The sequence below is a fragment of the Streptomyces sp. NPDC090499 genome (assembly GCF_044769305.1).
Classification (GTDB): domain Bacteria; phylum Actinomycetota; class Actinomycetes; order Streptomycetales; family Streptomycetaceae; genus Streptomyces.
Genome location: NZ_JBIVXP010000002.1, coordinates 62,238 through 81,609, shown reverse-complemented (window position 1 = coordinate 81,609; position 19,372 = coordinate 62,238). Strand labels below are relative to the sequence as shown.

General features: G+C 71.0%; 14 protein-coding genes. 4 read left to right on the top strand and 10 right to left on the bottom strand.

Annotated elements, in window-relative coordinates:
- Positions 1-76: 76 nt before the first annotated feature.
- The 7 genes from narI to ACIQVL_RS08675 form a co-directional block, all read right to left on the bottom strand.
- A complete protein-coding gene (gene narI, locus ACIQVL_RS08705) occupies positions 77-799 on the bottom strand; it encodes a respiratory nitrate reductase subunit gamma (RefSeq protein WP_403474852.1) in 723 nt (240 codons plus the stop codon).
- On the bottom strand, positions 796-1,290 hold the full coding sequence (gene narJ, locus ACIQVL_RS08700) for a nitrate reductase molybdenum cofactor assembly chaperone (RefSeq protein ID WP_403437744.1): 495 nt from the start codon (positions 1,288-1,290) through the stop codon (positions 796-798). The genes narI and narJ overlap by 4 nt, the downstream gene beginning before the upstream one ends.
- A complete protein-coding gene (gene narH, locus ACIQVL_RS08695; protein ID WP_403474851.1) occupies positions 1,290-2,894 on the bottom strand; it encodes a nitrate reductase subunit beta in 1,605 nt (534 codons plus the stop codon). Before narH ends, narJ begins: the two co-directional genes overlap by 1 nt.
- Positions 2,894-6,577, bottom strand: coding sequence for a nitrate reductase subunit alpha (locus ACIQVL_RS08690; RefSeq protein WP_403474850.1), 3,684 nt, complete (start codon positions 6,575-6,577; stop codon positions 2,894-2,896). Before ACIQVL_RS08690 ends, narH begins: the two co-directional genes overlap by 1 nt.
- 78 nt (positions 6,578-6,655) lie before the next feature.
- Positions 6,656-7,471, bottom strand: a complete 816-nt coding sequence (locus tag ACIQVL_RS08685) for an SAM-dependent methyltransferase (RefSeq protein WP_403437751.1) — start codon at positions 7,469-7,471, stop codon at positions 6,656-6,658.
- Positions 7,472-7,513: 42 nt separating this feature from the next.
- A complete protein-coding gene (locus tag ACIQVL_RS08680) occupies positions 7,514-8,374 on the bottom strand; it encodes a helix-turn-helix domain-containing protein (protein ID WP_403437754.1) in 861 nt (286 codons plus the stop codon).
- Between the two features lie 86 nt (positions 8,375-8,460).
- Entirely contained in the window at positions 8,461-9,312 is an 852-nt protein-coding gene (locus ACIQVL_RS08675) for a helix-turn-helix domain-containing protein (RefSeq protein ID WP_403474849.1), read from the bottom strand.
- Between the two features lie 136 nt (positions 9,313-9,448).
- Here ACIQVL_RS08675 and ACIQVL_RS08670 point away from each other — a divergent pair, with 136 nt between their 5' ends.
- Both ACIQVL_RS08670 and ACIQVL_RS08665 read left to right on the top strand, forming a co-directional pair.
- Positions 9,449-9,754 carry a 4a-hydroxytetrahydrobiopterin dehydratase gene (locus tag ACIQVL_RS08670; protein ID WP_403437758.1) on the top strand — a complete coding sequence of 102 codons (306 nt, stop codon included), beginning with the start codon at positions 9,449-9,451 and terminating at the stop codon, positions 9,752-9,754.
- A gap of 5 nt (positions 9,755-9,759) precedes the next feature.
- On the top strand, positions 9,760-10,527 hold the full coding sequence (locus ACIQVL_RS08665) for a class I SAM-dependent methyltransferase (protein WP_403437760.1): 768 nt from the start codon (positions 9,760-9,762) through the stop codon (positions 10,525-10,527).
- A gap of 135 nt (positions 10,528-10,662) precedes the next feature.
- Here ACIQVL_RS08665 and ACIQVL_RS08660 read toward each other — a convergent pair whose 3' ends face one another.
- On the bottom strand, positions 10,663-11,649 hold the full coding sequence (locus ACIQVL_RS08660; RefSeq protein ID WP_403437762.1) for a MerR family transcriptional regulator: 987 nt from the start codon (positions 11,647-11,649) through the stop codon (positions 10,663-10,665).
- A gap of 325 nt (positions 11,650-11,974) precedes the next feature.
- Positions 11,975-14,911: a glycoside hydrolase family 48 protein gene (locus tag ACIQVL_RS08655; protein WP_403437765.1), complete on the bottom strand. Its 2,937-nt coding sequence runs from the start codon at positions 14,909-14,911 to the stop codon at positions 11,975-11,977.
- A gap of 261 nt (positions 14,912-15,172) precedes the next feature.
- Between ACIQVL_RS08655 and ACIQVL_RS08650 the strand changes: the two genes are divergently transcribed.
- A complete protein-coding gene (locus tag ACIQVL_RS08650) occupies positions 15,173-16,648 on the top strand; it encodes a cellulose binding domain-containing protein (protein WP_403474848.1) in 1,476 nt (491 codons plus the stop codon).
- A gap of 33 nt (positions 16,649-16,681) precedes the next feature.
- Positions 16,682-18,403 carry a glycoside hydrolase family 6 protein gene (locus ACIQVL_RS08645; RefSeq protein WP_403437769.1) on the top strand — a complete coding sequence of 574 codons (1,722 nt, stop codon included), beginning with the start codon at positions 16,682-16,684 and terminating at the stop codon, positions 18,401-18,403.
- 118 nt (positions 18,404-18,521) lie between these two features.
- Here ACIQVL_RS08645 and ACIQVL_RS08640 read toward each other — a convergent pair whose 3' ends face one another.
- Complete coding sequence (locus ACIQVL_RS08640) at positions 18,522-19,292, bottom strand: phytanoyl-CoA dioxygenase family protein (protein ID WP_403437771.1); 771 nt, start codon at positions 19,290-19,292, stop codon at positions 18,522-18,524.
- Between the last annotated feature and the right edge of the window lie 80 nt (positions 19,293-19,372).

Below are 19,372 nucleotides of genomic sequence, written 5' to 3'. Positions count from 1 at the left end.
GGCACCGCAGGGTTCCGCCGTCGTGGCTGATCGCCGTTGCGGCGGAAAGAGGAATGGCTGCGGGCGGGGCGGGAGATCAGTTGCGAGTGGTCTCCCAGCCTCTGCGTTCCGGGCGGGGGCCCAGCTGCCGGGGGTCCCTTGAGCGGTACACCAGGTACGGGCGGAACAGGTACTGCACCGGCGCGCTGAACATGTGGACCAGGCGGGTGTAGGGGACCAGGGCGATGAGGAGCATGCCGACGACCGCGTGGACCTGGTAGAGGACCGGGACGTCCGCCATGAGTGCGGTGTCCGGGCGGAGGGTGAAGAGGCTGCGGGCCCAGGGGGCGATCGTGGCGCGGTAGTCGTAGCCGTCGCCGGAGCCGTGGCTCAGCTTCGCCGTCATGCCCAGCACGATCGCGGCGACCAGGACCAGGTACATGACCTTGTCGTTCGTCGTCGTGGCGCGCAGGACGGGGGCCCGGGTGCGGCGGCGGTACACGAGGAGGGCCAGGCCGGCCACCGTGAGGACGCCCGCGAGCGTGCCGCCGTAGAGGGAGAACTGGTGGTACGTGTGCTCGCCGACCCCGAGCGACCGGGTCCAGGAGGCCGGGACGAACAGGCCGACGAGGTGGCCGGCCAGGACGAACAGGATGCCGTAGTGGAAGACGGGGGAGGCGATGTCCAGCAGCCGCGACTCGTAGACCTGGGAGGAGCGGCTGGTCCAGCCGTACTTGTCGTAGCGGTAGCGCCAGACGAGGCCGGTGGCGAGGAGGGCGAGGGCGACGTAGGGAACGGCGCCCCACAGGAGGGTGGTCATGGGCGTACTCCGCCGGGCGCGGTCGGCAGGGCGGCGCAGACCGCGTCCAGGACGCACGCGTAGGGGGTGCCGAAGTCGGCGAGCCGGCCGCGGAGTTGTGACAGGCAGTCGCGGTGCTCGGTGAGCAGGTCGGTGTTGCCGGTGCGGGCCGTGAACTCCAGGACGGCGGGCAGGAAGTCCGGCAGCTCCTCGCCGGTGAACTCCATGCCGTACGCCTTGTAGATGTCCTGGAACCGGACGAGGGACATGCCCCGGCGCCGGGTGTCGCCGTCCCGCCACCAGCTGAGGTAGAGGCTGTGCCGGTTCTTGAAGTCGAAGACCTGCACGTAGTGCGCGGCCAGCTCCTGCGGTGGGGTCACCGTCGCGTGGTCGGTGAACTCCCGCAGTTGCGGGGCGGCTTCGCGCAGCAGCGGCAGCCGGGCGACGAAGTCGTCGTCCGGGTAGGTGAGACAGAGCGCCGCCGCCTGGTAGAACACCGCGTCCGAGGGCATCAGTCCTCCTTCGCCTCGTCGGGAGTGTCGGCGGTCTGCCGTCTGCGCAGACCGTGGAAGTTCTGCACCGACACCACAGGGAGCAGTTTCCGCCCCGAGTCCTGGCCGAAGGGGCCGTCGCCGCCCATGCCGGGGCCGCCGTCGAAGTCGAGGCTGCACCCGTCGGGCAGCGCCGACTCCTCCAGGCGGCGGGCGTCGCCGACGGCCGCCGTGGGGATCACGTACCGGTCCTCGTACCTGGCGATCGCCAGCAGCCGGTACATCGCCTCGATCTCCTCCGGCCGCATGCCGACCGCGGAGCCGATCGCCGGGTCCGGGTCCTCGCCCAGGTTGAGCGCCCGCATGTGGGAGCGCATCGCCGCGAGCTTCTCCAGGCAGGCGCGGACCGGGGCGGGGTCGCCCGCGCTGAACAGCTCGGCCAGGTAGGCGAGGGGGATGCGCAGGGTGTCGATCGCGGCGAACAGGTTGTCGGCGTCCTCGCCGTCGTGGCCGGTCTCGGAGAGCGCGTCGACGACGGGGGAGAGCGGCGGGATGTACCAGACCATGGGCAGGGTGCGGTACTCCGGGTGCAGCGGCAGGGCCACCCGGTACCTGCTGATCAGCGCGTGGACGGGGGAGCGGCGGGCCGCCTCCGTCCAGTCGTCCGGGATGCCCGCCGCCGCGCAGGCCAGCCGCACGGCCGGGTCCTCCGGGTCGAGGAAGACGCCCAGCTGGGCCTCGTACAGCGCCTTCTCGTCCTCGGTCTCGGCCGCCGCCGTCACCTTGTCGGCGTCGTAGAGGACGACCCCGAGGTAGCGCAGCCGGCCCACGCAGGTCTCCGAGCAGACCGTCGGCAGGCCGGCCTCGATCCGCGGATAGCACAGGGTGCACTTCTCGGCCTTGCCGGTCGCGTGGTTGAAGTACACCTTCTTGTACGGGCAGCCGGTCACGCACATCCGCCAGCCCCGGCACCGGTCCTGGTCGACCAGCACGATGCCGTCCTCGGTCCGCTTGTACATCGCTCCGGACGGACAGGAGGCCACGCACGACGGGTTGAGGCAGTGCTCGCAGATGCGGGGCAGGTAGAACATGAAGGTCTGCTCGAACTCGAACCGCACCTTGTCCGAGGCGTGCCGGCGGGCGCGCTCGACCATCGGGTCCAGGTCGCCGTGGGCGGGGGCGCCGGCCAGGTCGTCGTCCCAGTTCGCGGACCACTCGATCTTCATGGGCTTGCCGTCGAGCTGGGAGACCGGGCGGGCCACCGGGTAGTCGTCGCCGAGCGGGGTGTCGGTGAGGTTGCGGTACTCGTACGTCCAGGGCTCGTAGTAGTCCTTGATCTCCGGGAGCCTCGGGTTGGCGAAGATCCCGGCGAGCTTGTGCAGCCGGCCGCCCGCCTTCAGCTTCAGGGCGCCGCGCCGGTTCAGCTCCCAGCCGCCGCGCCACCGCTCCTGGTCCTCGTAGCGGCGCGGATAGCCCTGGCCGGGGCGGGTCTCGACGTTGTTGAACCAGACGTACTCCATGCCCCGCCGGTTGGTCCACGCCTGTTTGCAGGTGACCGAACAGGTGTGACAGCCGATGCACTTGTCGAGGTTCATGACCATCGCGATCTGGGCCATCGGGCGCATCAGTACTCGACCTCCTGGGCGCGGCGCCGGATCACCGTCACCTCGTCGCGCTGGCTGCCGGTCGGGCCCAGGTAGTTGAAGGCCCAGGACAGCTGGGCGTAGCCGCCGATCAGGTGCGAGGGCTTGAGGATCAGCCGGGTCAGCGAGTTGTGGATGCCGCCGCGCATGCCGGTGGTCTCCGTCTTCGGGACGGCCACCGTGCGCTCCTGGGCGTGGTGCATGTAGACCGTGCCGGCCGGCATCCGGTGCGAGACGACCGCGCGGGCCACCACCACGCCGTTGCGGTTGACCGCCTCCACCCAGTCGTCGTCCCCGACCCCGATGGCGTCCGCGTCCTCGGGGGACATCCAGATGTTCTGGCCGCCCCGGGAGAGCGCCAGCATGAACAGGTTGTCCTGGTACTCGGAGTGGATCGACCACTTGCTGTGCGGGGTGAGGTAACGGACCGTCACCTCCGGTTGCCCGTCCGGGCCGAGACGTGGTTCGCCGAACAGCTTGTTCATGTCCAGCGGCGGCCGGTAGACGGGCAGCGCCTCGCCGAGTTCGTGGATCCAGTCGTGGTCGAGGAAGAAGTGCTGGCGGCCGGTGAGCGTGTGCCAGGGCTTGAGGTGCTCGGTGTTCAGGGTGAACGCCGTGTACCTGCGGCCACCGGACTCGCTGCCCGACCACTCCGGCGAGGTGATCACCGGGACCGGTGCCGCCTGCGTGTCGGCGTACGTGATCCGCCTGCCCTCGTGCTCGGCGGCCAGGTGGGCCAGCTCCTGCCCGGTGCGCTGCTCCAGGGTGCGGAACCCCTGGGTGGCGAGGCGGCCGTTGGTGGTGCCGGAGAGCGCGAGGACGGCGTCGGCCGCCTTCACCGCCGTGTCGAGGGCGGGCCGGCCCTGGTATCCGGTGCCGTTCAACTGCCGCAGACGCGCGACCTCTTGGTCCGGCTTGAGGGTGATCCCCTTCACGGGCAGGCCCAGTTGCTCCACCAGTGGGCCGAGCGCCGAGAACCTGGCGCCGACCGCCGGGTAGTCCCGCTCGACCACGACCAGGTTCGGCATGGTCCGGCCGGGCACCGGCTCGCACTCCCCGCGCTTCCAGTCCCGTACCACCCCGCCGGGCTGGGCGGTCTCGCCCGGGGTGTCGTGCTGGAGCGGGACGGCCACCAGGTCCCTGCGCACCCCGAGATGGCGCACGGCCAGCTCGCTCAGCCGCTCCGCGAGCGCCTTGAAGGTGTCGAAGTCGGTGCGGGCCTGCCAGGGCGGGTCCACGGCCGGGGTGAAGGCGTGCACGTACGGATGCATGTCGGTCGACGACAGGTCGTGCTTCTCGTACCAGGTGGCGGCAGGCAGCACGACGTCCGACAGCAGGGTGGAGGAGGTCTGCCGGAAGTCCAGGGAGAGCAGCAGGTCGAGCTTGCCCTCGGGTGCCTCGTCCCGCCACCGCACGTCCCGGGGCCGCCGGCCCGGGTCCGCCTCCTCGGCCCGCAGGGAGGAGTGCGTGCCGAGGAGGTGCTTGGTGAAGTACTCGGCGCCCTTCGCCGAGGAGCCGAGCAGGTTGGCCCGCCAGAGGGTCAGGACCCGCGGCCAGTTCTCCGGGGCGTCCGGGTCCTCGCAGGCGAACTTCAGGGTGCCCGACCGGAGTTCGGCCACCGCCCTGGCCACGGGGTCGCCGGGCACCTCGCCGAGTGCGAGGGGGTTGCGGTCGAAGGTCGGGTACGACGGCATCCAGCCCGAACGGGCCGACAGCGCCAGGCAGTCGGCGCCGGTCATCCCGGCGAACCTGCCCTCGCCCAGCGGCGACGCCAGGACGTCGGCGCCGAACAGGTCGTAGCGCCACTGGTCCGTGTTGAGGAACCAGTAGGCCGTGCCGATCATCTGGCGCGGCGGCCGGGACCAGTCGTTGGCCGAGGCCAGGCAGGCCCAGCCGGTCACCGGGCGGCACTTCTCCTGGCCGACGTAGTGCGCCCAGCCGCCGCCGTTGCGGCCCTGGCAGCCGGTCAGCTGGAGCAGCGCCAGGAAGGCACGGTAGATGGTCTCGGAGTGGAACCAGTGGTTGGTGCCGGCGCCCATCAGGATCATGCAGCGGCCCTTGGACCGCTCGGCGGTCCGCGCGAACTCCCGCGCGATCTTGATGCACTTGGCGGCCGGGACCGAGGTGTGCCGCTCCTGCCAGGCGGGGGTGCCCGGTGCGTCGGCGTCCTCGTAGTGGGTGGGCCAGCGGCCCGGCAGCCCGTGCCGCCACACGCCGTACTGCGCGAGCAGCAGGTCGTGGACGGTCGTCACCAGCGGGCCGTGCGCGCCGCCGAGGCGGGTCGCCGGCACCCCGCGCCGCAGGACGTCCCCGCTGCCCTGGCCGTGCTCGCCGCCGTCGGTGTCGAAGCGGGGGAGCAGCACCTCGACCCCGGCCGCCACCTCACTCCCGTACAAGGACAACTGCGGTTCGATGTCACCGAGTTCCAGGTTCCAGCGGCCCTTGCCGGAGTCCGTCCAGCGGAAGCCGAGGGAGCCGTTCGGGACCACCGCGCGGCCGGAGACGGCGTCCAGGACGACCGTCTGCCACTCGGCGCCCTCGCCGTCCTGGCCGAGGTCGGCGGCGCGCAGGAACTTGCCCGGCACGTACCCGCCGTCCCGCTCGGTGAGGGTCACCAGGAACGGCAGGTCGGTGAACTTCCGTACGTAGTCCGCGAAGAACGGGGTCTCGCGGTCGACGAAGAACTCCTTGAGGATCACGTGGCCCATCGCGAGGGCCAGCGCGCCGTCGGTGCCCGGGTGCGGGTGCAGCCACTCGTCGGCGAACTTCGCGTTGTCCGCGTAGTCCGGGGAGACCACCACCACCTTCTGGCCTCGGTAGCGGGCCTCCGCCATCCAGTGCGCGTCCGGGGTGCGGGTCACCGGGACGTTCGAGCCCCACATCATCAGGTAGGCCGCGTCCCACCAGTCGCCCGACTCCGGCACGTCCGTCTGGTCGCCGAAGACCTGCGGCGAGGCCACCGGCAGGTCCGCGTACCAGTCGTAGAACGACAGCATCGGGGCGCCGATCAGGGAGTGGTAGCGGGCGCCGGCCGCGTGCGACACCATCGACATCGCGGGGATGGGGGAGAAGCCCGCGATCCGGTCCGGGCCGTACGTCTTGATCGTGTGCACCTGCGCGGCGGCGACGATCTCCAGTGCCTCGTCCCAACTCGCCCGCACCAGGCCGCCCTTGCCGCGCGCCCGTTGGTAGCGGCGGCGGCGCTCGGGGTCGTTCTGCAGGTCCGCCCAGGCCAGCACCGGGTCCCTCAGCCGCCGCTTGGCCTCCCGGTACAGCTCCAGGAGCACGCCCCGGACGTACGGGTGGCGGACGCGGGTCGGCGAGTACGTGTACCAGGAGAACGCGGCCCCCCGCGGGCAGCCGCGGGGCTCGTACCCGGGGCGGTCGGGGCCGGCCGACGGGTAGTCCGTCTCCTGGGTCTCCCAGGTGATGATCCCGTCCTTGACGTACACCTTCCAGCGGCACGAGCCGGTGCAGTTCACCCCGTGCGTGGAGCGGACCACCTTGTCGTGGCTCCAGCGGTCCCGGTAGAAGGCGTCCGCCTCCCGGCCGCCGGTCAGGGCCACGCTGTGCAGATCGGGCGCGGGCGTGCCCGGCCGGAAGAACCGGGCGGCGCTCAGCAGCGCCGCGCCCGGCTCCTTCGGCGGTGTCCGCGTGTCGGTCACGTCCGCTCCCTCGCTCACCCGTCGCTTCGACGCTAGGGGCGGGCCGGGGAACGCACCTGTTCAGGGCGCCCGGACGGGTCAGACCTTGCGGGCGACCCCGCCGTACACCGGCACGATGCCCTCCGCCTGGACGGCCACGTCCTCCGGCTCCGGGCGCCAGCCGGAGACCGGGATCACCCCCGGGCCGAGCAGCTCCAGGCCCTCGAAGAACCGGTAGAAGGCGGGCAGCGCACGCGGGTGGAAGGGCGTACCGCTGCGCCGGAAGTTCGCCGCGGCCTGCTCCATCGCCTCGGGGCTGAGATCCGGGGTGACCTGGGAGAGGATCAGATGGCTGCCGGGAGCGAGCGCGTCGACGTACCTGCGCAGCAGCCCGTACACGTCGTCGCCGTCCGGGTCGTCGTCGAGGTAGTGGGTCAGCGCCACCAGCGACAGCGCGACGGGCTCCTCGAAGTCCAGGGTCTCGGCCGCCTGGGCCAGCAGGGTGCCGACGTCCCGGACGTCGGCGTGCACGTACGCCGTGCTGCCCTCGTCCGTGCCGCGCAGCAGTGCCTCCGCGTGGCGCAGCACGATCGGGTCGTTGTCCGCGTACACCACCTTCGACTCCGCCGCCACGCCCTGCGCCACCTGGTGCAGGTTGGGCTCGGTCGGGATGCCGGTGCCGATGTCCAGGAACTGCCGGGTGCCGGACTCGGCGACGGTCCGCACGGCCCGCTGCATGAACCGGCGGTTGGCCCGCGCCCCGCGCAGCACCGTGCCGTCCACGGCGAGGATCCGCCGGGCCAGCTCCTCGTCCACCGGGTAGTTGTCCTTGCCGCCCAGCCACCAGTCGTACACCCGCGCCGGATGCGGCCGGCTCGTGTCGATCGAGGTCGGGGCGGGCTCGGGTGCGCTCACAGTCTGTACTCCTCGGATCAGGGTCTGTCGCGGTTCTCCCGCTCAGAGCTTGTCGCGGTACTCCCGCAGCAGGTCCTCGGTCCGCTGTGCCGAGGCCGCGCGGGCCGTCATGTGGTCCAGGACCTCCAGGTGCGCCCCGACCTCGTCGCGGGAGTCCAGGTACAGGGCGCCGGTCAGGTACTCGGTGAAGACCATGTCGGGCAGCTCGGGCTCGCCGAACCGGAACAGCGTGAACGGCGCGTACGTCCCCGGGTGCGGGCCACTCGCGAACTCGGCGATCTGCAGGGTTATCCGGTCCCGTTCGAGGTAGGCGAGGAGCTTGTCCACCTGGTCGCGCATCACCTCGGCGCCGCCGGCCGGGCGCCGCAGCACCGTCTCGTCCATGATCACCCACAGGTGGGGCGGATCGTCCTGCTCCAGCAGCCGCTGCCGGGTCATGCGCAGCGCCACGTGCCGCTCCACGGCCGTGGGATCGCTGTGGCCGATCGTCCCGGACTCCATCACGGACCGCGCGTACGCCTCGGTCTGCAACAGGCCGGGAAGGAAGTGCGGCTCGTAGGAGCGGATGACCCGGGCGGCGCCCTCCAGGCTCACGTACAGGCTGAACCAGTCCGGCAGCACGTCGTGGAACCGCTGCCACCAGCCCGGCTGGTTGGCCTCCTCGGCCAGCCGTACGAACGCGGCCTGCTCCTCCTCGGCCACCCCGTACGTCTCCAGCAGCACCTGGATGTACGGGATCTTCAGCGCGACCTCGGCCATCTCCATCCGCCGCACGGTCGCCTGGGCCACCCGCAGCACCCGCGCCGCCTCGTCGCGGCCCAGGCCGGCCGCCTCGCGCAGCTCCTGCAGCCGCTTGCCGAGCACGACCTGCCCCACTGTGGGCGCAGCACGCCGTTCACTCACGCCACGCCTCCCCAACGTGCCCAAGTACGGGGAGCAGTGTGCCACGCGATGCCGCGTCGCACACCTGGTCGAGAGAACTGCTTCCGTCAACTTACCAACGAGTTCAGGTACTTGGCGGTGGCCGGGTCCGCGGGCAGGAACGTCTCGATGGCCAGCTCGGCGACCGTCACGTCCATCGGCGTGTTGAACGTCGAGATCGACGACACGAACGACAGCACCCGCCCCGCGTGCTCGATCCGCATCGGCAGCGCGAAGTACGCGACGGGCTCGCCGGGCTCGCCGGGTTCGGCGCACTCCCCGTCGTCCGCGCCGGCCGGCAGCGGATAGGCGGCCACCTCCTCGTACAGCTCCCGCAGCGCGTCGGAGCGGTGCAGCGCGATCTGGCGCTCCATCTGCTCCAGGAGATGCCCGCGCCACTCGCGCAGGTTGCGGATGCGCGGCGCCAGCCCCTCCGGGTGCAGGGTCAGCCGCATCGCGTTCGGGGCGGGCGCCAGCAGCGACTCCGGGACACCCGCCAGGAGCATCGCGATGCCCCGGTTGGCGGCGACCACCGTGTACGTGGCGTCCACGACCAGCGCCGGATACGGTTCGTAGCCCCGGATCAGCCGCTCCATGCCGTCGCGCAGCGCGTCCAGCGCCGGGTCGTCCAGCGGGGTCTCCGGGTAGTGCGGGGCGTAACCGGCCGCCAGCAGCAGCGCGTTGCGCTCGCGCACCGGTACGTCCAGGTGCTCGGCCAGGCGCAGCACCATCTCCTCGCTCGGCCGCGACCGGCCCGTCTCGACGAAGCTGATGTGCCGCGCCGAGGAGTCGGCACGCAGTGCCAGCTCCAGCTGGCTCACCCGCCGCCGCTCCCGCCACGCGCGCAGCAGCGGGCCCACGCCCTGGCCGTCGGGTGCGGTGGTGCGGGCGGGGGCGGGGCCGGAGGCGACAAGGGTCATGCCGACGACCGTAGCCGAGGACCGCGGCCGGTGACCGGACACGCCTGCGGGCGCGCGGCCCGGAAGGCCTGTCCATGGCAGGCTGAACGCAGCTACGCCCACGCCACTCGCCGGTCCCCGGGAAGGAAGCCGCACCATGGCCGTCGCACCGCTGTCGCAGCAGGAGATCGAGGACCGGCTGGCCGAGCTGCCCGGCTGGTCGCTGGACGGCGACCGGCTCGCCCGCGCCTACCGCCTCGACTCGCACTTCGCCGCCGTCGCCCTGGTCGTGCACATCGCCCACATCCAGGACGAACTCGACCACCACTCCGACCTCACCCTCGGCTACAACACCGTCACCCTCACCGTGAACACCCACAGCGTGGGTGGCGCCGTCACCGCCAAGGACTTCGAACTCGCCCACAGGGTGGAGGACATCGCCCCAGGCCACGGCGCACACTGAGCCGTGTGCTCGACTACGACAAGGAAGCCGGGGCCTACGACGCGACACGCGGCGGCGAGGCCCGCGCGGCGGCTGCCGCGGCGGCCGTTCTCACCCTGATCCCCCAGAGCCTCGGCAGCCCCGCCCGCCCCGCCCGTCTCCTCGACCTCGCCTGCGGCACCGGCATCGTCACCCGCCGGCTCGCCGCAGCCCGCCCCGCGCTCCGGGTGACCGGCGCGGACCGCGCACCCGGCATGGCCCGGATGGCGGCGGCCCGGCTGCCGGGATCGGTGCTGCTCGCCGACGGCCGCCGACTCCCCTTCGCCGACGCCACGTTCGACGCCGCCACGACCGTCTGGCTGCTCCACCTCATGGCCGACGGCGCCGCGGTCCGGGCGGTCGTCGCCGAGTGCGCGCGGGTGCTGCGGCCCGGCGGGGTGTACGTCACCACCGTCGACAAGGCCGCCGCGCACGACGTCGGCAGCGACATCGACGCCGTCCTCGCCGCCCGCCCGCGCCGCCCGGCGTCCGACGCCTGCGCGGACGTCACCGCGCACGCCCGCGCGAGCGGCCTGCTGCCCGCCGGACAGGCCGCCTTCACCGGCGTCGGCCAGGGCCGCAGCCCCCGCTCCACCCTCGCCGACCTGCGGCGCGGCTGGTTCACGATGCTCCCGCCCGACGACCCGCGCGCCGAGGACTTCGCCGAGCGCTTGGCGTCCCTGCCCGACCAGGACCGCCGCCGCCCCGACCCCCGTTTCGGCGTACGGGCGTACCGGAAACCGGTGGCCGACTGAGACTGCGCGCCCAACCGACTGGAATCAACGCCAAGTTGGCGCAGAGCAACGGCGACGAGATGCCGACCGCACCTCGGCCGGTGGTCTGCACGCCCTGAGACCGAGAGGGCGGCATTCCTGGACCGATCACACTCACTACGCGCCCTGGCGCAGGGCGGCGGCCATCCACTCCCGGATTGCCGCCGCCTGCTCCGGGTCCGGCTCGGGCGTGCCATTGACCGTTGCCACCAAGGACTGGTACCTGGTCAGCAGCTTCAGACCGGTCACCGCGGCCAGCCGCTGCGCCGCCTCGCCGTTCCCGTCGAACTCGACGATGCTGCGCCGGGCCCTGCCGACGTCGTGCTCCCCTGTCATGGCGGCGACCAACTCGGCCGAGTCGGCGGCCACCCGCTCGGCGATGTCCCGGGCCTGCGGTGAGTCGGCGGGCACGCCGGCCTGCTGGAAGGCCCGTGCCTCCAGGAGAAGCGTCCGATGCCGCTCGATGCGGGCCATCATCTCCGGTGACGCCATCAGCCTGCCCTGCTCGGTGCCGAAGGTGCGGTGGAAGAAGTCCCGCAGTGCCGTGCGGAACTCCTTGTCCTGCACGATCTCGGCGAGTTCGATCCAGGCCTCCAGCTGCTCGGTGGACGGCTCCTCAGGCAGGTGCGGCCGCAGGCGGTACAGCCGTTCGGCATAGCCGGGATGGACATCCAGGCCGTCGGTCACGAAGTCCCAGAACCGGTCGACGAGCCGGTCCCGGTCGTCGTCGGACATCGACACGAGCTTGCACATCAGGCTCACCTGCTCCGCTGTGTTGTGCTGCCGCACGATGGTCCGCAGCACGGCACGACGTGCCCGGAACTGCCGCAACTGGTCCTCCACCAGCCGCAGATGCGTGACGGCCAGGTCGTGCAGGGTGGTCTCCGCGGCCAGCACCCGGCGGATGTCGTCCAGGCCGGCGCCCAGGTCACGCAGGGTGCGCACGAGTTCGAGCCGGGCGATGGCGTGCACGTCGTACAGCCGGAAGCCGCCGTCGGTGAGACCGGTGGGCGTGACGACGCCCTCGTCGGCGTAGAACCTGATCGCGCTCACGCTCAGGCCGGTGCGGCGGGCGACGTCCCCGATGGAGTAGAGCTCGTTCACAGCCGCCACTATGGGATCTCAAGCGGCTTGAGAGTCAAGGGGGCTGGTCACGCGGTAGCGGAGCCAGACGACTCGCGAGCCGAAGGTGCGGGCCTCGACGAGTACCGGGTGGACCCTGATCCGGTACTCGTCGATCAGACCGGACGCGGCCGCCTCGGCGGCGAGGGTCAGGACGGCGGTGGCGATACGGGTTCTTCGTACGGGAGGAAGTCGTGTCCGGGAGGAGGGAAGGGCGGCCCCTGGTGCGGGTAGGGGCCGCCCACCGGAGCGCCCCGAGGGGGCGTGGGGAACTGTGTGACCAGCCACGAGGTAACCGGCGGCCGGACTACTCCAGCAGCTCCGCGTAGGACCCCATGGCCAGCGCGATGTCCGCCTGTGCCCAGAACCGGTGGTACGTGAACACGGGCGCGGCCCCGCCCGCCAGATAGCTCTGGATCTTCGACCACGCCGGGTCGTTCTGGTAGAAGGACCGCAGCGAGGCGAACGTCGACGACGAGTTGATCGCGTCGCCGTTCGGCATCTTCCCGCTCCACCCGCTCGGGACGTACACGCCGTCGTCGAAGCGGTTGTAGTCGGCCCGCGTCTCCGGCACCGCGATCCCCAGGCTGTCCTGGTAGTTGTTCCACATGCCGTCGAGCAGCGCCTTGGCCGTGGACTTCGCCGCCGCGTCACCGGACCTGGCGGCGTAGTACGTCAGCGTCTTCGCGTACGCGGCGGCGACCCCCACGTCGTTCGTGTAGTCGGCGACCGTGACGTGAAGTCCGCTGTTCGAGCCGGGACTTGACGCGTTCCAGGTGTCGGGCTGCCCCGACCACTGGAGCGTCGACGGGATCAGGTAGGTGCCGTCCGGGTTGATCGTGGTCCTGGACAGCGCCCACGCCACCCACTTGTCGAGGATCGCCTTCGCCGTGGCGTTGCCGGTCTGCTGGTAGTACTCGGCGACCCGCTCCATCGACCAGGCCTGGAAACCGAACCACTGGTTGGACGGCGGGTCGTGGTAGACCGGCTCCCAGTCGTAGTACATGCCGTAGAAGGTCGACGTACCGGACGGCGGGCTCGCGTACCGCCCCTGCCAGCTGTTGGTCGCACCGCCCGCGATGGCACCCTCGGACGACTGCAGCCAGCGGTAGAACTCCAGCTGCCGGGTCAGGGAGGTACCCCAGTCCGCGGCCCCCGTGGCCGACTTGGGCTTCAGGTCGGCGTACGAGCTCAGTGCGTAGGCGGCCAGCGGGTTCTGGTAGCCGCCGTGCACGTGGCTGGAGCCGATCCGCCATGCCCATCCGGCGCTGCTGTCGGTCGCCCCGCCCCACGCGTAGTACCAGGAGAGCAGATAGTCCGAGGCGTCCTTGCCGGTGCCGGCCGCGCAGGTCGTCGGGCCCACGCAGTTGCCGATCTTCTTGAAGTACTTGTCGTACATCGCGTAGCGCAGGTAGTCGCCCATCTTCGCCGCCTTGCCCACGGTGGCGGAGACGTCGGTGCCCTTGCCCTGCTCCTTCGCCCACACGTCGGCCCAGTACGCGGCCTGCACCGCACGCGCGTCGGCGTCCGGGGCGTCCGTGTACTTCCACTGCCTGGCATAGGACGAGTCGCCGGTGAACAGGTCCAGGTACCCGTTCGTGCCGCCGTACTTGAAGGCGTCGCAGGTCGGCTGCGGGACCGTCTCCCACACCGACTCCTGCGGCCCGCGCTGGAAGGTGTTGATGTACGACGGCCCGTCCGCGGCCGGCCCCGCCTCGCACCCGCCGCCGGGCGTGTCACCGTAGCCGTAGACGTTGTCGACGTCCTCCAGCCAGTGCATGCCGTACACGTCGTCCGTGCCGTACGCGGACTTCAGCTCACCCGCGATCGGGTCCGAGCCCACCGGCACCGAGGTGTCCAGCTTCGCCGGGTACTCGTTCGGGGTGTCCTGCTCCGGTGCGTAGGTGGCCGGTCTGGACGCGTTGTAGAAGGAGTTGGTCGGCTGGTCGGCGTGGGTCGGGATCATGTACTTCTCCATGAGGGCCCACGCACCGTTGAACTTGGACCAGTCACCGGTGACCTTGCCGTACATGGCCTGCAGCCAGAGAAGGTAGCTGTACGCCTCCGACGTGGTCTCGTGGCCCTGGTCCGGGGCCTCGACGATCAGCGTCTCGACCGAGTGGTAGGGGATGCCCTCGGGGGAGAAGTAGCCGTTCGCCGGGTTGGTGATCTTCCCGTAGAGGTCCAGGAACCGCGCGTCGTACGCGCTCGACGCGGCCAGTTCGGTCACGGTGACCGTGGCGGCGGTGTAGCCGGTCGCCGAGGCCGTGAAGGTCGCGGTGCCGGTGCCCGCGGAGTCCGCGGCCACGGTCACGTTCTGCGCGGTGCTCCAGTTGGACGGCGTGAACGTCAGCGACGAACCGGCGCTCACCGAAAGCCCCGTGTTGCCGGCCGTGCGGGCCACGGACACGGTCACGTCGGCGCCCGGCTGTTTCGAGAGGCTCACCCCGAACCGGCCCGTCGCGCCCTGCTGGATGCCCAGCTGGGCCGGCGAGGCCACGACCGCGGGGCCCGAGGCGACCGTGATGCCGACCGGCGTCGAGGACGCGGACGCGCCCAGGCTGTCGTACGCCTTCGCCACCAGAGAATGGCTGCCCACGGCCAAGCTGGAGACCGAGAGGGTGTACGGCGCCGACGTGTCGGTGCCCAGCAGCGTGGTGTCGTCGTAGAACTCCATCCTGCTGACCGTCGCGCCGTCGGCCGCCGCCGCGGTCGCCGCCAGCGGGATCGCGTCGCCCTGCGTGTAGACCGCGCCCGCGTTCGGGCTGGTCAGCACGGTGATGGGCGGCTGGTGCGCGCCGGCGCAGGTCGTGCCGTTGACCGCGAAGCCGGTCGGCGCCGCGTTGCTGCCGGTGTACGAGAACTGGGCGCCGGTCGACACCGCCGCGCCGGCCGCGATCGTGCCGTTGTACGACGCGTTCTGCACGGTGACCGAGGTGCCGGACTGGGACCAGGTGCCGTTCCAGCCGTTCGACAGCTTCTGGTTGCCCGTGTACGCGTACGTCAGCGTCCAGCCGCTGATCGCGTCCGTACCGCGGTTGGTGATCGTGAGGTCGGCGGTGAAGCCGGTGCCCCAGTCGTTGGTCCCGTAGTCCACGCTGCACTGGACCGTCGCCGCCTGGGCGGGCGTGGTCCCCGTGGCGAGCATGGACAGCGGCAGGGCGAGGGCCGCGACGACGGCCGTCCACAACCGTCGCACGGTTCTGCGCCTCCGCCCGGGGTGTAAGGCATGTCCGGGTTGCATGTGCTGGTTCCTCCTTGCGCCTGCGGCTCGGGGAGAAGTCAAGGTTTGAACCAGTGGGAGCGCTCCCATAGTGGAGACGTGGCATGGCGCGGTCAAGGGCGTTGAAGAGTCGAAAAGATTCGACGGACCCCGCTGGAGAAAAGTCAAGCAACTCCCCTGGTCTTTGCCCGCACTTGGCGCTACCTTCCTTCGCACCAGTGGGAGCGATTCCGTTCAGTCGACGCGTCCGTCACGACGTGCCCGAGCTGCAAGGAGTCGCTCATGCGACACCCCCCGCGTTCAGTTCTTTTAGCCGTCACCGGTGCGGCCGCCCTGGTCGGGGCCGCGCTGGTGCCGGTGGTGTCGGCGTCCGGCGCCACACCCGCGTGCACGGTCGAGTACGCGGTCACGAGTCAGTGGGACACCGGTTTCCAGGGCTCCGTGACCATCACCAACAACATGGCCGCCGTGAGCAGTTGGAGCCTGGGCTTCGACTTCGCGAACGGCCAGAAGGTCACCCAGGGCTGGAACGCCAAGTGGTCCCAGTCCGGTACGGCGGTCACCGCCGCCAACGAGAGCTGGAACGGCTCCCTCGCCACCGGCGCGAGCGTCAGCGCCGGGTTCCTCGGCTCGTGGTCGGGCAGTAACGCCGTACCGACGGCCTTCAGGCTCAACGGTACGACCTGCAACGTCGACGCGGAGCCCACCCCGACCCCGACGCCGACTCAGCCGCCCGCCACCGGCTCGGCCCCGGCCCTGCACGTCTCCGGGACCAAACTCGTGGACGCCGGCGGCACGGCCCACCGCCTCCTCGGCGTGAACCGCTCCGGCGGCGAGTTCATGTGCGTGCAGGGCTACGGCATCTGGGACGGCCCGGTGGACGACGCGGCGATCAAGGCGATCGCCGACTGGAAGGCCGACACGGTCCGCATCCCGCTCAACGAGGAGTGCTGGCTGGGCCTTTCCAACGTCAAACCCGAGTACGCGGGCGCCAACTACATCAACGCCGTCAAGGAGCTGGTGACCCGGGTCGAGTCGTACGGCCTGACCCCGGTCCTCGACCTCCACTGGTCCTACGGCCAGTACACCGGAAACTCGGCCGGCTGCTCCGACGTGCACGCCACCTGCCAGAAGCCGATGCCGGACGCGCAGTACAGCCCGTCCTTCTGGTCCTCGGTGGCCGGCACCTTCAAGGACGACCAGGCGGCCGTGTTCGACCTGTTCAACGAGCCGTACCCGGACCGGGCGACCTCGACCGTCACCCAGGCCTGGGAGTGCTGGCGGGACGGCGGCACCTGCTCCGGGATCGGCTACCAGGTCGCCGGCATGCAGGACCTGGTGGACGCCGTCCGGGGCGCCGGCGCGAAGAACGTCATCATGATCGGCGGGCTCGCGTACTCCAACGACCTCGGTCAGTGGCTGACGTACAAGCCCACCGACCCGGCCGGCAACCTCGTCGCCGCCTACCACGGCTACAACTTCAACACCTGCGCGAGCGAGAGCTGCTGGAACTCCACGCTCGCTCCGGTCGCGGCCCGAGTTCCCCTGGTTGCAGGGGAGATCGGCGAGAACACCTGCTCGCACGCCTTCGTCGACCAGGTCATGAAGTGGTTCGACGACCGCAGCCTCTCCTACCTGGGCTGGACCTGGAACACCTGGGACTGCTCCTCGGGCCCGTCCCTGATCTCCGACTACAGCGGCACGCCCACGGCGTACGGCGCCGGACTGCGCGACCACCTACGGGCCGTCAACCCGTAGCCACACCCACCGAAGAAGAAGGAACCCGCACTCATGAGTCGTACCAGAACAGCGGTACTGGCCGCCCTGGCGCTCGTCGCCGGGGTGTCGGGTCCGGCGGTCGCCGTGACCCCCTCCGCCCAGGCGGCGATCTCCGCGATTCCCTGCACCGTCGACTACAAGATCCAGAACGACTGGGGCGCCGGCTTCACCGCCGCCGTCACCGTCACCAACAACTCGGCCGCGAAGTCGAGTTGGGCGGTGAAGTGGTCGTACGCCGGGAACCAGCAGGTGACCAGCTACTGGAACAGCAAGATCGCGCAGAGCGGCACCGCCGTGACCGCGAGCAACGAGACCTACAACGGCACCCTGGCGACCGGCGGTTCGGTCAGCTTCGGGTTCAACGGGTCGTACAGCGGGACGAACGCGGTCCCCACCGCCTTCACCCTCGACGGCGTCACCTGCAACGTCGACGACGGCAGCGGTGGGGGAGGCGGTGGCGGCAACGGCGGTGGCACCGGGACCCGCGTCGACAACCCGTACGCCGGTGCCAAGGTGTACGTGAACCCGGAGTGGTCCGCGAAGGCCGCCGCGGAGACGGGCGGCAGCCGGATCTCCAACCAGCCCACCGGCGTCTGGCTCGACCGGATCGCCGCGATCAACGGCACCAGCACCAGCATGGGCCTGCGCGCCCACCTCGACGCGGCGCTCGCCCAGCAGGGCAGTGGCCAGGAGGTGGTCCAGCTGGTCGTCTACGACCTGCCCGGACGCGACTGCGCGGCCCTCGCCTCCAACGGCGAACTCGGCCCGACGGAGATCGACAAGTACAAGACGCAGTTCATCGACCCGATCGCGGCGATCCTCTCCGACAGCAAGTACGCCTCGCTGCGGATCGTCACCACGATCGAGATCGACTCGCTGCCCAACCTGGTCACCAACACCGGCAGCCGCGCCACCGCCACCGCCAACTGCAACACCATGCTGGCCAACGGCAACTACGTGAAGGGCGTCGGCTACGCCCTCGCCAAGCTCGGCGCGATCCCCAACGTCTACAACTACCTCGACGCCGGCCACCACGGCTGGCTCGGGTGGGACGACAACTTCGCCCCCGCGGCCAACATCTTCAAGCAGGCGGCCACCAGCGAGGGCGCGACCGTCGACGACGTGCAGGGCTTCATCACCAACACGGCCAACTACAGCGCCCTGAAGGAGAACAACTTCACCATCAACGACACGGTGAACGGCACCTCCGTGCGCCAGTCCAAGTGGGTCGACTGGAACCGGTACGTCGACGAGCTGTCCTTCGCCCAGGCCTTCCGCACCGAACTGGTCTCGGTCGGCTTCAACTCCGGCATCGGCATGCTGATCGACACCTCCCGCAACGGCTGGGGCGGCAGCGCCCGCCCGGCCGGCCCCGGCCCGACCACCAGCGTGGACGCGTATGTCGACGGCGGCCGCTACGACCGCCGGATCCACGTCGGCAACTGGTGCAACCAGGCCGGAGCCGGCCTCGGCGAGCGCCCGCAGGCCAGTCCGGCAGCCGGGATCGACGCCTACGTCTGGATGAAGCCTCCGGGTGAGTCCGACGGCTCCAGCACCGCCATCCCGAACGACGAGGGCAAGGGCTTCGACCAGATGTGCGACCCGACGTACACGGGCAACGCCCGCAACGGCAACAACATGTCGGGCGCCCTGCCGAACGCGCCGCTGTCCGGGCACTGGTTCTCCGCCCAGTTCCAGCAGCTGATGGCGAACGCGTACCCGCCGTTGTCGTAAGCGCCGGGTGAGGTCGGATCGAAGCTGCGGGCCCGTCGGTGGCTGGTCGCGCCCGCGCGGCGGAGCCGCACACAGGTACAGCCCCGCGCCCCTTTCGGGGCGCGGGTGTGCGCCGGGGTCAGTCCGTCATGGACAGGCCCCGGCGGACCGCACGCTCGACCGGGGAGTGGTTGCCGTCCGGGCGGTCCAGCTCCAGCGGTGCCCGCAGGTACAGCGGGGGCTGGGCCAGGAAACGGGGACGGGTGCCGTGGTTCGGCTGGGCGGCATGGACCAGGAAGGGATGGCAGAGGTAGACGTCGCCCGGGTGCCCGGTGGCGTAGGCGAGCGGGCGGTGCGCGGACGCCGCGTCGACCTTCTGGCCGAGTTCGTGGAGGGTGGCGCCCCGCTCGCCGTACGGCTCCAGGATCCGCGGCACGTCCAGGTGCGAGCCGACCCGGATGCGGGTCGGCGCGTCCTCCTCGGTCACCTCGCTGAACAGGAACAGCATCAGCAGGGCCCGCTCACGGGACCACACGTTGGCGTACCACTCGGTGGCGCCCTCCGGCATGAAACTGGTGTCGATGTGCCAGCCCGCGTCGTCCGGCTCCTCCTCGTGCGGAAACCGCAGCGGGAAGGCGCCCAGCGAATATCGTGGGTCCCAGCGGCGCGCACCGACCAGCAGGTCGAACGCGTCATGAAGGGCCTGGGAGTTGGGGGCGGCGGCGAAGGGGCCGTCCGCCTTGCCGCCCACCCAGACCACCGGGTCCTTCCAGGTGCCCGGGTCCTCGGGGTCGTATCCCGTCTCGCGCCAGAGCAGCCGGGCGCACCCTTCGGCGACGCGCTGCGGGAACGCGCCCTCGATCTTCACGAAACCGTCGGTCAGGAAGCGCTCGACCAGCTCGTCGTCCATGCGCTCATCGTGGCGCGTCCACCTTGCCGTCCGCATCCGGTTTTTTGCCGCACCGGCAACAGGGCTGGCCTCCGGGCGGT